This is a genomic window from Alcanivorax sp., assembly GCF_019431375.1.
GTDB classification, from domain to species: domain Bacteria; phylum Pseudomonadota; class Gammaproteobacteria; order Pseudomonadales; family Alcanivoracaceae; genus Alcanivorax; species Alcanivorax jadensis_A.
Genome location: NZ_CP080267.1, coordinates 670,815 through 685,250, shown reverse-complemented (window position 1 = coordinate 685,250; position 14,436 = coordinate 670,815). Strand labels below are relative to the sequence as shown.

Below are 14,436 nucleotides of genomic sequence, written 5' to 3'. Positions count from 1 at the left end.
TAATGTACACAGTGGACATAGACATGCTTGGTGTCTATATTAACATAATATACATTATGCGTAGTTCTATTTGATCCTGTGTCAACCCAGCCTTATACAATACTTACGCCTGCGATTCACTCGGGCTTGCCATTGGCCCTGCTAGACTGCAAAACCAAGACTAAATATGAAAATAACCAACAAGGACACGTATGTCGTCACTGTCCCTCCAGTATCCGTGGCTACGGTGAATCTGTCGCGCTCCCAGGATGCGTTGCTGGTTAACGGCACGCTGGTAGCTGATCGTGCCGCCCGGCTTTCCGCGTCAGTGTCCGGTCTGGTGAGCAAATTGCTCGTGGATATTGGCGATCAGGTGGACGCCGGGGCTCCGCTGATTGAGCTGGATGCGGAGCTGACTGGACTCGAGCTGCAGCGCGCCCGCGCCAATTATCAGCAGCAACAGGCCACCCTGGCCGATGCCCGTCGGCGCCTGGAGGAAGCCAACAGCCTGGTAGCTAAACGAAGCATCGCCGCCAGCGAGGTGCGCAGTCTGGAATCCGAGGTTCAGGTAGCCAAGTCATCCCTGGCTGCCAGCCAGGCCGAGGTGGCACGCCAGCAGGCGCTGCTCAAGCGACACACCCTGCGAGCCCCTTTCAGTGGTGTGATCAGCGCAAAACTCACCGAGGTCGGCGAATGGCTCACACCTGGCACCACCGTGTTCGAGCTGGTGGGTAGCGATGATCTGCACGCGGATTTTGCTGTTCCACAACGTTATTTTCCGCAGATTTCCCGAGATACCGGCCTTGAGGTCTGGCTGGACGATGAAAACAACAGGCCCATGGGCGCGAAAATCACCGCCATTGTGCCGGTAAACGACCCTACCGCGAGAACCTTCACGGTGCGGGCCAGTATTGACGAAAAGGGCCTGACTCCGGGGATGGCCATCAATGGCCGGTTACAGATGCTGTCAGCAGATGCTCGCCCCACGGTGCCCCGGGACGCCCTGCTCCGTGACAGCCAGGACAATGTCACCGTCTGGCTGGCCGAGGGGGAAGACGACAATCTGGTGGCGCGCCGCAAGGTGGTCAAGGTTGCGCCGGGTCAGTCCCAACAAGTCACCATTCTGGATGGCTTGCGCCGAGGCGATCGCGTGGTGGTGCGCGGCAACGAGAGTCTGCGCGAGGGTGACCAGATCCTGGTGGTGGAATAATGTTCGAGAAGATTGTCCGCAATGGCACCCTGATGACCGTGGTGGTGCTGATCATCACCCTGCTCGGCGTTCTGGCGGCCCTGCGTATTCCGGTACAGATGATTCCGGATCTGGAGGTGCGTACCATTTCCGTGGTGACCAGTTGGCCCGGCGCCACCCCCCAGGATGTGGAGAAGGAAATCCTCATCGAGCAGGAGGAATACCTGCGTAACCTGCCCAACCTGCGGAGAATGACGGCCTCCGCTAGCAGCGGTGAAGCGGAAATCGAGCTGGAGTTTCCGTTTGGCGTGAATATCACTGATGCGCTGATCCGGGTCAATAATGCACTCAGCCAGGTCCCCGCCTACCCCGACAACGTGGATCAGCCGCGCATTCTGTCCAGCTCCTTTTCCAGCAACGCCTTCATGTATTACCGCGTCTCTCCCCTGCCCGACAACCCGCGCGGGCTGGATATGGACATGATGCAGGACTTCATTGACGACGAAGTGCGCTCACGAATGGAGAGCGTGGCCGGGGTATCCCAGGTGGAAGTGCGCGGCGGCGCCGAACGCCAGGTTCAGTTACTACTCAATGCCCAGAAACTGGCCCAGTTCGGACTCACCGTGGTGGATGTGCGCGATGCCCTGCGTGAGCGCAACCGGGATGTGTCCGGCGGTGAGCTGGAAAGCGGCAAGCGGCGTTATTTGCTGCGTACCGTGGGACGTTTCAAGGATATCGATAGCCTCAATGAGCTGATTCTGGCGCGCAGTGGCGACTCCCTGGTGCGCCTGCGGGACGTGGCCACGGTGGTGCTGGACCACTTTCCGGTTCGCAGCCTGTCGCGGGTGAATGGTGAGCCGGTGATCAGCCTGGCGGTGCGCCGGGAGACCGGTTCCAATGTCATCGACATCAAGTACGCCATGTTCGATCAGGTGACACAGATCAACCGGGAGGTGCTGGAGCCGGCGGGCATGCGCATGGCGTTGATCGCCGATGATGTGCGCTATGTGGAAGCCTCGGTGGCCAACGTGTGGACCAACCTGGCCATCGGCGCGGTGTTTGCCACCCTGGTCATGTTCCTGTTCCTGCGCTCGGTGAAGATCACCGCCGTGGGCGTGATCGGTATTCCCATCTGCACCATTGCGGCGTTTCTGGGCCTGCTGCTGGCCGGGCGCACCATCAATGTGATTTCCCTGGCCGGGATCGCCTTTGCCATCGGCATGACCCTGGATAATTCCATTGTGGTGCTGGAAAGCATTGAGATAGAACGGCGCAAGGGCCTGGATCGGATTCGCGCCGCGGTGAGTGGTATCCAGAAAGTGTGGCCAGCGGTGTTCGCCTCCACCATGACCACGGTGCTGGTATTCCTGCCGGTGGTGTTCATCCAGGAAGAGGCCGGCCAGCTCTATTCCGACATTGCCATTGCCGTGTCCGCGTCCATTCTGGTCTCCATGCTGGTGGCCATGACGGTGATTCCCACCCTCTCCGCCCGGCTGGATTTCAGTGCGGTGGTGGCCCATGACGGTCAGCACAGCCGCTGGATGATCGCCCTGCACCGCCTTTCCGACCGCTTGTCCAGTAGTCGCCCCCGGCAAGTGATCACCCTGTTGGCCACCGTATTGATTGGTGGCGCCATTGTGCTGTTCCTGACGCCGCCGGCGGAATATCTGCCAGAGGGCGAGGAACCGAAAACCTTTGCCAGCATGAGTGCGCCGCCGGGTTATAACCTCAGCACCATGGCGGCCATCGCCGACGAGGTGGAAGCGGAATTTCTGCCACTGGTGGGCGCCGATCCGGCGGATTATGACTCAGGCAAGTTGGCCATGCCGCCAATGAAGTATGTAAATATGGGTGTGGATGCAGAGCGTCTGCGCATCATCGCCGAGCCGGTGGACCCGGCGCATATGGAAGCGATGATGGATGCCATCACCGAGATCTATCAACGTTATCCCGGCATGGGCGCCTTTGCGGCCCGGGGTTCGATCATATCCAGTAATGACGGCGGCACCCGCAGTGTGACCCTGGATGTGGCCGGCGCGGATCTGGCGGAAATCTACAGGGCGGCCTCACGGCTGGAGCGCGAAGCGGAACAGGTCTTCGATAACCCTCGCATCCAGTCCCAGCCCGCCAGCCTGTCCCTGGCTCAGCCGCTGATAGAGGTTCTCCCGCGCTGGAGTCGCGCCGCCGAAGTGCAGTTTTCCACGGAAGCGCTAGGCTTTACCGTCGCCGCGCTTACCGATGGCGCCTACCTGGATGAGTTTTTCCTGGGTGACGACAAGATCGACATCTATGCCTACAGCCACCGTACCGGCACCCGACCCGATCTGGCCGCCCTCCCCGGCCTGCCGGTGCACACCCCCATCGGCGCCACGGTGCCGCTGTCTTCGCTGGCCACCCTGAAAGAAACCGTGGACACCAGTGTGGTACGGCGGGTCAACGGTCGACGCACGGTGACCCTGAATATCATCCCGCCCCGGGGCGTGGCCCTGGAAACCGGGGTCAGCCGGGTGCGCGACATGATCCAGCAGTTGCGCGATGCGGGAGAGATCCCGGACACTATCAGCATCACGCTGTCCGGGGCCAGTGACCAGTTGCAGGCCACCCAGGAATCCCTGTCCGGTAATTATGTGGTGGCCCTGCTGCTGGTTTACCTGTTGCTGGTGGCCATTTTCACCCACTGGGGGTTCCCGCTGCTGATCATGACCACCATTCCACTGGGCATCGCCAGCGGCCTGCTGGGGTTGGCATTGATGAATGGCGTGGGTGCCCTGCTGCCTGTACTGGGCCTGGCGCCGCTGACTCAGCCGTTCGACATGATTACCATGCTCGGCTTTCTGATATTGATGGGCACGGTGGTCAACAACCCGATCCTGATCGTGCATCAGGCCACGTTGAATTTTCGCGATAACACCATGAGCGCCGTGGATGCGGTAAGCGAAGCGGTGGCCTCACGGCTACGCCCCATCGCCATGACCACCATCACCACGGTCTGCGGCCTGGCGCCGCTGGTACTGATTCCGGGCGAAGGCACCGAGCTTTATCGCGGCGTCGGGGCCATCGTCCTGTTCGGGTTGCTCGGCACCGCCATCGTGACCATCACTTCCCTGCCAGCGCTGACCGCACTAGTGCTTTCCCTTTTCCAGAAGAGGAGCTGATTCCGCAACGTTTCCTTCCGAGAGTTGACGCCAGCGCAAAAAATGACCACAAAGTAACTGTGCCTATCTGAGGGTGGGTGAGACATTTTGTCCCAGGGTTACGACCAGCGCTGTTGATCTACGTCAAGAAAGCCATGGAACGCGCTTGGTATCGTCACCCAGCGCATTATTCGGAAGGAAACGCACATGGAAAATTCAGCGGTTTCGCCACCTTACAACTACACGGTGGTGCGACAATTCACCATCATGGCAGTTGTCTGGGGCATTGTGGGGATGCTGGTGGGGGTCATTATCGCCGCCCAGCTTGCCTGGCCTGTCCTCAATTTCGAGTTACCCTGGTTCAGTTTTGGTCGGTTACGGCCACTGCACACCAACGCGGTAATCTTTGCCTTTGGCGGCTCTGCCCTCATTGGTACCAGTTACTACGTCGTGCAGCGAACCTGTCAGGCCACCCTGGCGTTTCCCAAGCTGGCCGCTTTCAGTTTCTGGGGCTGGCAGGCGGTAATCGTGGCCGCGGCCATCACCCTGCCCATGGGCTACACCAGTAGCAAGGAATACGCGGAGTTGGAATGGCCCATAGACATCCTGATCACCCTGGTCTGGGTGGCCTATGCCATCGTATTCTTCGCCACCATTGCCCGCCGAAAACAACCGCATATTTACGTAGCTAACTGGTTCTACGGCGCCTTTATCATTGCCGTTGCCCTGCTCCATGTGATCAACAACATCGCCATCCCTGTGTCCGCGATGAAATCCTACTCGGTCTACTCCGGGTCCATCGATGCCATGGTGCAGTGGTGGTACGGGCACAATGCGGTGGGCTTTTTCCTGACCGCAGGCTTCCTGGGCATGATGTACTACTACGTGCCGGTACAGGCCCAGCGCCCGGTATATTCCTACCGTCTTTCCATCGTGCATTTCTGGGCCCTGATCGCCGTGTACATGTGGGCCGGCCCGCATCACCTGCACTACTCTTCCCTGCCCGACTGGGCTCAGTCCGTGGGCATGGTGTTCTCCATTGTACTGTTGGCACCCAGCTGGGGCGGCATGATCAATGGCATGATGACCCTGTCCGGGGCCTGGCATAAGTTGCGCACGGATCCGATCATTCGCTTCATGATCGTCGCCCTGTCCTTCTATGGCATGAGCACTTTCGAAGGGCCGATGATGTCCATCAAGACCGTCAACGCGCTCAGCCACAATACCGACTGGACCATCGGCCATGTTCATTCCGGTGCGCTGGGCTGGGTGGCCATGATTACCATCGGGGCTATCTACGTAATGATTCCCCGCCTGTTTGATCGCAAACAGATGTATTCGGTGGGCTGGATCAATGCCCATTTCTGGCTGAGCACCATCGGTACCGTGCTGTATATCGCTTCCATGTGGGTGTCCGGCATCATGCAGGGGCTGATGTGGCGAGCAGTGAATGCAGACGGCACCCTCACCTACAACTTCGTGCAGGAGCTGGTAGAACGGCAACCGTTCTACGCTATCCGCCTGCTCGGCGGGGTGGTTTTCTTCGCCGGCATGGTGCTGATGGCTGTCAACGTCTACAAGACTATCGTTGCAGAACACGATACCCATGGCGACGACAACGTGCTGCAGGCTGCCTGAGGAGACCGACATGTCCAATGCCCATGAAAGAGTGGAAAAGAATGTCGGCCTGATGATTGTGCTGACATTGATTGCGGTGAGTTTCGGTGGCCTGGCGGAAATCGTGCCCCTGTTCTGGCAGAAGGCCACCACCGAGCCACTGGAAACCCTTGAGCCCTATACGGCCCTGGAAATGGAAGGCCGCGACATCTATATCCGCGAAGGCTGCCACGTCTGCCATACACAGATGGTGCGTCCCCTGCGTGCGGAAACCGAACGCTACGGCGCCTACTCCGTGGCCGGCGAAGATGTCTGGGAGCACCCCTTCCTGTGGGGTTCCAAACGGACCGGGCCGGATCTGGCCCGCGTGGGGCTGCGTCCGATCACCGAGCAATGGCACCGTGAACATCTTCGCGATCCACGCCAGGTTGTGCCGGAGTCGAATATGCCGGCGTACCCCTGGCTGCAGGAAAATCCCGTGGATTGGGGAGATACCAAGAGGACCTTGCGACTGTTCAAGGACACCTTCGGTGTGCCCTACAGCGATCAGGACATCACTGAGCAGTTGAGCAAGATCGAGGGTGAGTGGGCCGATGCCACGGAAGAAGATGCACTTGTGGCCTATCTGCTTTCCCTGGGCCAGGAACGTAAGGAGGTAGCACAATGAGCTATCAAGCCCTGTTTACGCTGGTCTTCTTTGTGGCCTTTATTGCGATGACGATCTGGGTATACCGGCCCAGCCGCAAGAAAGACTACGAAAAACTCGCACACATGGCCCTTGAGGCTGATCGCCGAAAAGAGAGGGATGAGCAATGAGTGATTTCTGGAGCTGGTTCATCATCATTATCGTTGCCATCAATCTGCTCGGCTGTGCGGGCCTGTTGTTGTGGAACAATCAGATTTCCCCCGAAGAGGCGGCCAAGGAAACTACTGGCCACAGCTTTGACGGTATCCAGGAACGTAATGCCCCGCTTCCCCGCTGGTGGCTGTTCCTGTTCATCGGCACATTGATCTTCGCATGTGTGTACCTGGTGCTGTATCCCGGTCTTGGCAAGTTCCAGGGGGTGCTGAACTGGAGCAGTACGCTTCAGTATGAAAAGGAAGTCGCGCTGGTAGCGCGGCAGACGGATCCGTTGTTTGAGCAGTTTGCCAAAGTGCCTGTGGACGAACTGATCCAGTACCCGGAGGCTCTGGCCGTCGGTGGCCGTTTGTTTGCCAACAATTGCGCCATTTGCCATGGCTCGGACGCCCGTGGTGCCAAGGGTTACCCGAACCTGGCCGATGATGACTGGCTGTATGGCGGCGAGCCCGAGCAGATCATTACCAGCATCGCCCAGGGCCGCACAGGCATGATGCCGCCCATGGCCGCAGCCATCGGCAATACCGATAAGGCAGTGCGCGATATGGCTATCTATGTGCAAAGCCTGAGCCGGCCGGATCTTGCCAAGGATCCGGAGAAGGCCGCTGCCATCGACCGGGCGAAGCCGAAATTCGCGATCTGCGCCGCGTGCCATGGACAGGACGGCAAAGGGATTCAGGCTATGGGTGCGCCCAATCTCACGGACACCACCTGGCTTTATGGTCCAAGCCTGAAGGACATCGAAACCACTATCCGTGAAGGGCGAAAAGGGGAAATGCCCAAGCATGAAAATCTGCTCAGTGAAGAGAAGATTCATGTCATTGCGGCCTACGTTTACAGCCTGTCCAACAAGCCAGCCCCGTAACGCCGGGGCCATTGTCGCAGTCTGAAAAGGCTGCGACAGGCCGTGTCGGCGGATCACGCCAGCAGTTTTCGAGGTGCGTAATGAATGACCGCGACCGCATTAAAACCGTTGATGACAGCCCGGAAGCACAAGGGCCCATCAGCCTGTATGCCAAACGCAAACGGATACAGGTTAAATCCATCAGCGGTCGTTTTCAGCGCATTCGTGACTTCACCATCCTCAGCACCATGGGGCTCTATCTTGCCCTGCCCTGGATCCGCTGGGATGGCCAGCAGGCAGTGCTGTTTGATCTGCCCAACAGACAGTTCCATATTTTCGGCCTGACCTTCTGGCCGCAGGATTTCCTGTTCCTTTCCTGGATGCTGATCATTGCCGCCTTCGCCCTGTTCTTCTTCACGGTTCTGGCCGGACGTGTCTATTGTGGTTATGTCTGCCCGCAGACTACCTGGACCCGCTTTTTCCAGTGGATAGAGCAATTGTGTGAAGGCGACCGGCACAGCCGCATGAAAATGGACGAGGCCCCCTGGTCCGTCAGCAAGCTGCTGCGACGTGGCAGCAAGCATGTCATGTGGCTGGCGCTGGCATTTCTTACCGGTCTCACTTTTGTGGGCTACTTCTCCCCCATTACCGATCTGACAGTCCGTATCTTCAATTTCAGCTGGGGCGGCTGGGAGTTGTTTTGGGTTGCTTTCTTTACCGCTGCCACCTACATGAATGCCGGTTTCATGCGTGAGCAGGTGTGCCTGTATATGTGCCCCTATGCGCGTTTTCAGAGCGTCATGTTCGACCGTGAAACACTCATTGTTTCCTACGATGAAGACCGCGGCGAACCCCGTGGCCGAGGCAGCAAGAAGCGGAATCAGGCACCGCAGACCGTCGAAAAAGGCGACTGCATTGACTGCGGACTTTGTGTTCAGGTCTGCCCTACCGGCATTGATATTCGCGACGGGCTCCAATACGAATGCATTACCTGCGCGGCTTGCATCGATGCCTGCGACGATGTCATGGATCACATCGACAAACCCAGGGGCTTGATCCGCTACACCACCGAAAACGCACTGGAGGGTAAACAATCCCGGGTGCTGCGACCCCGGTTGATCGGTTATGGCATGGTCTTGCTGGCCATGGCTACCTTGTTCATGGTCACGCTCTATAACCGTGTACCCTTGCAGGTGGATGTACTGCGCGATCGCAATCAGCTGTTCCGGGTTGCCAGCAGTGGCCGCGTAGAGAACATCTATCGGCTTGAAATTCTCAACAAGGGCCAGAACACCCATCGCTATACACTGAGCCTGAAAGGCCCTGAGGGGCTACGAATGGAAAACCGCACCGAGTTTACCATTCAGCCCGGGCAGCACCTGTCCCTGCCAGTGACGGTGAGTTATGACCCCTACGAGGTGGAAATGCAGTCATCCACCATCTGGTTTTCAGTAAGGTCACTGGACGACCCAGACCTGGAGAAACAGCATGAATCCCGTTTCATCACACCACGTTGATGACCGCCCCTGGTATCGCTACCCGCTGCTGTGGCTGGCCATTTTACTGCCAGCCAGTTCAGTGATTGCCGGCCTGACAACCCTGTATATCGCAGTCATCAATGCAGACGCTCCGGTGGTCGATGAATGGTACAAGGAAGGCCGGGGCATTAACCGTTCCGTGGAACAGGAACAGATTGCCGCACGGCTGGGCATTGGTCTTGTGATGTCCCAGGTGGGTGCCGGGGTTCAGGCAAGGCTGAGCAGCGAGGCAGAAATCCCCGCGCCAGACGTTATTACCGTGGCGTTGCGCCACCCCACGCTCAAGGAAAAGGATCTGTTGCTGACATTCCACCATCAGGGCAATGGCGTTTTCCGTAGCGACGGAGCCCTTCCCTCAACGGGGCGCTTTATCGCTACCGCCTCCACCCCTGAGGGCCACTGGCGTCTTTACCAGAGCGGCAGCATTGAAGACGGCACGGTGCGCCTGGGGCACGTTAGCACGCCATGAACCAGAGCCTCACACCACCCTGCTGGCACTGCGGACAACCTGCGCCGCCTGGCGCCTTCTCCGCCCGCACCCCTGAGGGAAGCCGTGATGCCTGCTGCCCGGGATGTGCTGCCGCCATCGAAACCATTTATGGCATGGGGCTGGATGACTATTACCGGATTCGACAGGACGAAGCCCCGGCGCCGGATGCGCGCCGCGCGGAACTGGATCTGGCCCTGTTCGAGATTCCTGACCTGCTCGCACCACACTGTTCGCCGCTGCCGGACGGCGAACGACTGCAGCTGCAACTCAGTGGCCTCACCTGTGCTGCCTGCAGCTGGCTGATCGAAAAAGCCCTGTCCTCACAACCGGGGGTCAGCCGCGCCAGCGTCAATCTTGCGGGCATGACACTAACGGTGGACTACCAGGGGGCACCGCAAGCCAGGGAAACCGCCCGCCGTATCCAGCAGCTGGGCTATGGCGTCAGCTTGCCCGGCGATCCTGCTGCCAGCGCGGCCAACCGCCGCGAACACAAACGTTTGTTGGGCCGGCTGATCCTGGCCGGCCTCGGTGCCATGCAGGCCATGATGTATTCCATGGCCTTGTATATCGGTGTCTTCGACGGCGCGGATGCGGTGTATGAATGGGTTTTCCGCCTGGCCAGTTTTTTTGTCGCAACCCCGGTGGTGTTCTATGCCGGTTGGCCTTTCTTTCAGGGCGCCTGGCGTGGGCTGCGAAATGGCAGCCTGACCATGGATGCCCCTATCGCCCTGGCCCTTTTTCTGGCCTGGGGTGGCAGCCTGGTGGCCATGTTCACTGGCGGCAGCCACGTTTACTTCGATTCCGCCGCCATGTTCGTTTTCTTCCTGCTGATAAGTCGCTGGCTGGAACACCGTCAGCGCCAGGCGATTTATGCCGGCTACGCGAGGCTCGGCGATACCCTGCCCCGTGCGGTGCGACGCCTAAGTGGTGATCAGCCGCAGTGGGTCAGCCTGCGGCAGGTCGTAGCCGGCGACCGGGTGCTGCTGATTCAGGGTGATGTGGTGCCGGTGGATGGGCGCATCGTCGAGGGTCATGGCACTTTTGATGAAGCCGCTCTGACCGGTGAATCCCTGCCGGTAACCAGGGGAACGGATTCCCGCCTGGTGGCTGGTGCCCGGCTGCAGGAAGGCTCCATTACTCTGGAGGCAGAGTGCGCCGCCGACCACAGCCAGATTGCCCGTATCGCCGAGCAGGTGGAACTGGCCAGCCGCGAACGGCTGGATGTAATCCGTGACTGGCACCGCATCGCGCCGCTGTTCACCGGCGCCGTTCTGTTGCTGGCCACCTTCACACTGGTATGGCACTGGCCTGCTGGGCCGGGCGAGGCCTTTGATCATACCCTGGCGGTGCTGGTGATTACCTGCCCGTGCGCACTGGCGCTGGCAGTGCCGTTAACACTCTCGGCGACGCTGGGTACAGCCCTGCGCGAAGGGGTGCTGGTGGCATCACCTCGCCAGCTGCTGCGCTTACCACAGCTTGGCGGAGTACTTTTCGACAAGACCGGCACCCTGACACAGGGGCGTTTCTCGCTGGTAGACACGCAGGCGGTCTGTGACAAACCAACCGCCGATCTGCTTGCCATTGTCGCTGCCCTGGAATGGAACAACCCTCACCCGCTGGCGCAGGCTTTCCGGGACATTGCACGCAATCCCCTGGTCACTGCCATCCAGCCGGATAGCAACGGTATCAGTGGCAGACTTCAGGGGCAGCAATGGCGAATCAGTGGCGCACCACATCAGGCACGCCCGGGCACCACCTGCCTGCAGCTGAGCGGTGATGGCACGGTACAGCTGTATTTGTGGCTGCAGGACAGTCTCCGTGAGGAAAGCATTGCCGTAACCCGGGCGCTGCGCGAACAGGGTTTGAGCGTGCGCATGGCCACCGGCGACAACGAAGCCGCCGCCGCGCCGGTTGCCCTGGCATTGTCGCTGGAGGAATGGCATGCCGGCATGCAGCCCGCCGACAAGACCCGCTGGCTCACGGAGCTGCAAAAGGCCGGCCCGCAAATGATGGTCGGTGACGGCATCAATGATGCCCAGGCCATGCTGACTGCGGATGTGTCCGTGGCCACCGCCAATGCCACCAGCCTGGCGCAGCGGGCGGCGGGGCTGTATCTGCTCAAGGACAACTTGTATGCCCTGCCCGCTCTGACCTCGTTGGCACGCCTTTGCCAGCGCACGGTCCGCCAGAACCTGACCTGGGCCCTGCTCTACAATCTGCTGGCGGTTCCCTTTGCCGTGGCCGGCTGGATTCCCCCCTGGGCAGCGGCGCTGGGCATGTCTGCCAGTTCGCTGCTGGTCACCCTCAACGCAATGCGAGTTACCCGATGGAAATCGTCCTCCTGCTGATTCCGCTGGCATTACTGTTTCTGGCCGGTGCCATCTGGGCCCTGTTCTGGGCCCTGCGCAAGGATCAGTTTGATGATCTGGACAATGCCTCCTGGCGAGTGGTGTTTGAAGACCGGGAGCAGAGAAAGGGCCGTTCAAGCACCCGCAAAGACGCCACCAATGACGACAGCGATCGGGAGTCATGATGCCGGAAGCACCGGAATCTCTGTTGGCGTTGCTGGCCAGCGCTTTCCTTTTAGCTAGCGCCGGCAGCGTTCACTGTATCGGCATGTGTGGCGGCATCAGCAGTGCCCTCACCTTTTCGATTCCTGAACAGCGCCGCCAGGGGAAATCCCTGTGGGGCTGGCAGTTGTTGTTCGGTGCCGGCCGGGTGTCGACGTATGTGGTGCTCGGCAGCCTGGCCGGCGCGCTGGGAAAGGTCCTGCTGGAGTGGCTACCCGGCCCTTCCATGGCCATTGGTCTTGCCCTGTCCGGTGTGCTGATGTTGCTGCTCAGTGGTTATCTGCTGGGGCGCGGCGTGCTACTGAAAAAACTGGAAGGTATAGGCACCGGGTTGTGGCGCCGCTTGCAACCTCTGACCCGCCGCTTGCTGCCGGTGGATCACCCGGCAAAAGCCCTGGCGCTGGGCGGATTATGGGGGCTGCTTCCCTGCGGGCTGGTCTATACGGCGCTGGCCCTGGCCATTACCTCGGGCACCGCGTTGGCGGGCGCCCTGGTGATGCTCTGCTTCGGCGCTGTCACCGTGATGCCGGTGGCCACCACCGGGGTTATCGCTTCGCAGCTGCAGCGTTTCCGGACCGGACCTTGGCCAAAAGTGGCGGCGCTGCTGACCCTGATGCTGGCGCTGGTGTTCTTCTGGCAAGCCTGGTCCATGAGCCAGGGGACGCATACCGGTCATCATGGCGCTATGCCGCCTGCACTCTCCCCGTCACATCAGCACCATCATTCCGACACTTGATCCAGGTCAACATTGACCCTTCGCGGCCAGCCATAATGGGCAAAACCACTCAACAGGAGAGAGAGTGTGGCCACCTGGGACAAAACCTTGATCAGCCAGTATGGCGGTCCGGGACCGCGTTACACCTCTTACCCCCCTGCCCCACAGTTTCATGAGGAAGTTAGCGAGGCGGATTATGCCCGGGCCGTCGAGGCCGGTAATGCGGCTCGCCGGCCGCTCTCCCTGTATGTGCACGTGCCCTTCTGCAGCACCGTCTGCTATTACTGCGCCTGCAACCGTATCGTCACTGCCAATCGCAGTCGGGCGGCGGAATACCTGAAACGTCTCAAGCAGGAAATCGGCCGGCGTGCCGAACAAGTGGACAGCCAGCGACCGGTGACCCAGATCCATTGGGGTGGCGGCACCCCCACATTTCTCAGTGACGCCCAGATCACCGAGCTGGTCTACTACATGGCCCGGCACTTCACCTTGCGCGAAGACGACCGTGGCGACTATGCCATCGAGATTGATCCGCGTACCGTGGATCAGGCCCGCTTAGGGCTGCTGCGTGGCCTGGGTTTCAACCGTATCAGCCTTGGCGTTCAGGACCTGGATTTGCGTGTGCAGCAGGCTGTCAATCGCGTGCAGCCCTACGAAATGATTCGTCAGACCATGGAATGGGCGCGGGATTTCGGTTTCAAATCCATCAATACCGATCTGATTTACGGGCTGCCCTGGCAGTCCGAGTCCAGCATGGCCAGAACCCTTGAGCAGATTGCCGACCTGCGGCCGGACCGCATCTCGCTCTACAACTACGCCCACCTGCCGGCGCGCTTCAAGATCCAGCGCCAGATTCCGGACATGGCACTGCCCAGCCCGGATGAGAAGCTGGCCATGTTCGTGCGCGCCGGACGCATTCTGCAGGATGCCGGCTACGTCTTCATCGGCATGGACCACTTTGCCCTGGAAAACGACGAGATTGCTGTGGCCCAGCGTAACGGGCTGTTGCATCGTAATTTCCAGGGCTACACCCTGCACGGCGATGCAGACTTGCTGGGTTTTGGCGTCAGCGCCATCAGCCAGATTGGCAATCTTTACGCCCAGAACATGAAATCATTAAGTCAGTGGTCGGAAGCCATCGACCAGGGCCAGTCCACTATAGAACAGGGCTATGTGCTGGATCGCGACGATCAGATGCGCCGGGACCTGATCATGCGATTACTGTGCGACTTATACGTGGACATGAAGCTGTTCAGTGAGCAGTGGCAAATCAATTTTCCGGACTATTTTGTGGACGCCCTGGCTGCCTGGGTGGAGTTTGAGGCCCAGGGACTGGTGCGCGTTGACAAGCACCGGCTGGTCATCACGGACCAGGGCAGACTAGTCAGTCGAGCCCTGGTGATGCCTTTTGACAGATATACCCAGAACGAGGCCAGAAATCGCTTCAGTCGCATCATTTGAATCTTGTTCGTTTGTTGTTCACCCTGCCCTATACTGCAAG

The 14,436-nt window shown here is 59.7% G+C and carries 12 protein-coding genes; all 12 read left to right on the top strand.

Annotated elements, in window-relative coordinates:
• Positions 1–166 precede the first annotated feature (166 nt).
• The 12 genes from KZ772_RS03080 to hemN all read left to right on the top strand — a co-directional run bounded on the left by KZ772_RS03080 (position 167) and on the right by hemN (position 14,396).
• Positions 167–1,189: an efflux RND transporter periplasmic adaptor subunit gene (locus tag KZ772_RS03080; protein ID WP_290538418.1), complete on the top strand. Its 1,023-nt coding sequence runs from the start codon at positions 167–169 to the stop codon at positions 1,187–1,189.
• Positions 1,189–4,323, top strand: a complete 3,135-nt coding sequence (locus KZ772_RS03075) for an efflux RND transporter permease subunit (protein WP_290538417.1) — start codon at positions 1,189–1,191, stop codon at positions 4,321–4,323. Before KZ772_RS03080 ends, KZ772_RS03075 begins: the two co-directional genes overlap by 1 nt.
• 186 nt (positions 4,324–4,509) lie before the next feature.
• Entirely contained in the window at positions 4,510–5,940 is a 1,431-nt protein-coding gene (gene ccoN, locus KZ772_RS03070; RefSeq protein WP_290538416.1) for a cytochrome-c oxidase, cbb3-type subunit I, read from the top strand.
• A 10-nt stretch (positions 5,941–5,950) separates the two neighbouring features.
• Positions 5,951–6,586 carry a cytochrome-c oxidase, cbb3-type subunit II gene (gene ccoO / locus KZ772_RS03065; protein WP_290538415.1) on the top strand — a complete coding sequence of 212 codons (636 nt, stop codon included), beginning with the start codon at positions 5,951–5,953 and terminating at the stop codon, positions 6,584–6,586.
• On the top strand, positions 6,583–6,735 hold the full coding sequence (locus KZ772_RS03060) for a cbb3-type cytochrome c oxidase subunit 3 (RefSeq protein ID WP_290538414.1): 153 nt from the start codon (positions 6,583–6,585) through the stop codon (positions 6,733–6,735). Before ccoO ends, KZ772_RS03060 begins: the two co-directional genes overlap by 4 nt.
• Positions 6,732–7,643, top strand: a complete 912-nt coding sequence (gene ccoP / locus KZ772_RS03055; protein WP_290538413.1) for a cytochrome-c oxidase, cbb3-type subunit III — start codon at positions 6,732–6,734, stop codon at positions 7,641–7,643. Before KZ772_RS03060 ends, ccoP begins: the two co-directional genes overlap by 4 nt.
• Before the next feature lie 80 nt (positions 7,644–7,723).
• Positions 7,724–9,139 carry a cytochrome c oxidase accessory protein CcoG gene (gene ccoG / locus KZ772_RS03050; protein WP_290538412.1) on the top strand — a complete coding sequence of 472 codons (1,416 nt, stop codon included), beginning with the start codon at positions 7,724–7,726 and terminating at the stop codon, positions 9,137–9,139.
• Entirely contained in the window at positions 9,111–9,629 is a 519-nt protein-coding gene (locus tag KZ772_RS03045; protein ID WP_290538411.1) for a FixH family protein, read from the top strand. Before ccoG ends, KZ772_RS03045 begins: the two co-directional genes overlap by 29 nt.
• On the top strand, positions 9,626–11,998 hold the full coding sequence (locus KZ772_RS03040; protein WP_290538410.1) for a heavy metal translocating P-type ATPase: 2,373 nt from the start codon (positions 9,626–9,628) through the stop codon (positions 11,996–11,998). The genes KZ772_RS03045 and KZ772_RS03040 overlap by 4 nt, the downstream gene beginning before the upstream one ends.
• Positions 11,977–12,183 carry a cbb3-type cytochrome oxidase assembly protein CcoS gene (gene ccoS, locus KZ772_RS03035; protein WP_290538409.1) on the top strand — a complete coding sequence of 69 codons (207 nt, stop codon included), beginning with the start codon at positions 11,977–11,979 and terminating at the stop codon, positions 12,181–12,183. Before KZ772_RS03040 ends, ccoS begins: the two co-directional genes overlap by 22 nt.
• Positions 12,180–12,956 (top strand): sulfite exporter TauE/SafE family protein, encoded by a 777-nt coding sequence (locus tag KZ772_RS03030; protein ID WP_290538408.1) that lies wholly within the window; start codon positions 12,180–12,182, stop codon positions 12,954–12,956. Before ccoS ends, KZ772_RS03030 begins: the two co-directional genes overlap by 4 nt.
• Positions 12,957–13,022: 66 nt before the next feature.
• Positions 13,023–14,396: an oxygen-independent coproporphyrinogen III oxidase gene (gene hemN / locus KZ772_RS03025; protein WP_290538407.1), complete on the top strand. Its 1,374-nt coding sequence runs from the start codon at positions 13,023–13,025 to the stop codon at positions 14,394–14,396.
• Positions 14,397–14,436 lie beyond the last annotated feature (40 nt).

Coding starts and splice junctions, on each gene's coding strand:
- KZ772_RS03080 (WP_290538418.1), top strand. CDS start 167: ATGAAAATAACCAACAAGGACACGTATGTCGTCACTGTCCCTCCAGTA.
- KZ772_RS03075 (WP_290538417.1), top strand. CDS start 1,189: ATGTTCGAGAAGATTGTCCGCAATGGCACCCTGATGACCGTGGTGGTG.
- ccoN (WP_290538416.1), top strand. CDS start 4,510: ATGGAAAATTCAGCGGTTTCGCCACCTTACAACTACACGGTGGTGCGA.
- ccoO (WP_290538415.1), top strand. CDS start 5,951: ATGTCCAATGCCCATGAAAGAGTGGAAAAGAATGTCGGCCTGATGATT.
- KZ772_RS03060 (WP_290538414.1), top strand. CDS start 6,583: ATGAGCTATCAAGCCCTGTTTACGCTGGTCTTCTTTGTGGCCTTTATT.
- ccoP (WP_290538413.1), top strand. CDS start 6,732: ATGAGTGATTTCTGGAGCTGGTTCATCATCATTATCGTTGCCATCAAT.
- ccoG (WP_290538412.1), top strand. CDS start 7,724: ATGAATGACCGCGACCGCATTAAAACCGTTGATGACAGCCCGGAAGCA.
- KZ772_RS03045 (WP_290538411.1), top strand. CDS start 9,111: ATGAATCCCGTTTCATCACACCACGTTGATGACCGCCCCTGGTATCGC.
- KZ772_RS03040 (WP_290538410.1), top strand. CDS start 9,626: ATGAACCAGAGCCTCACACCACCCTGCTGGCACTGCGGACAACCTGCG.
- ccoS (WP_290538409.1), top strand. CDS start 11,977: ATGGAAATCGTCCTCCTGCTGATTCCGCTGGCATTACTGTTTCTGGCC.
- KZ772_RS03030 (WP_290538408.1), top strand. CDS start 12,180: ATGATGCCGGAAGCACCGGAATCTCTGTTGGCGTTGCTGGCCAGCGCT.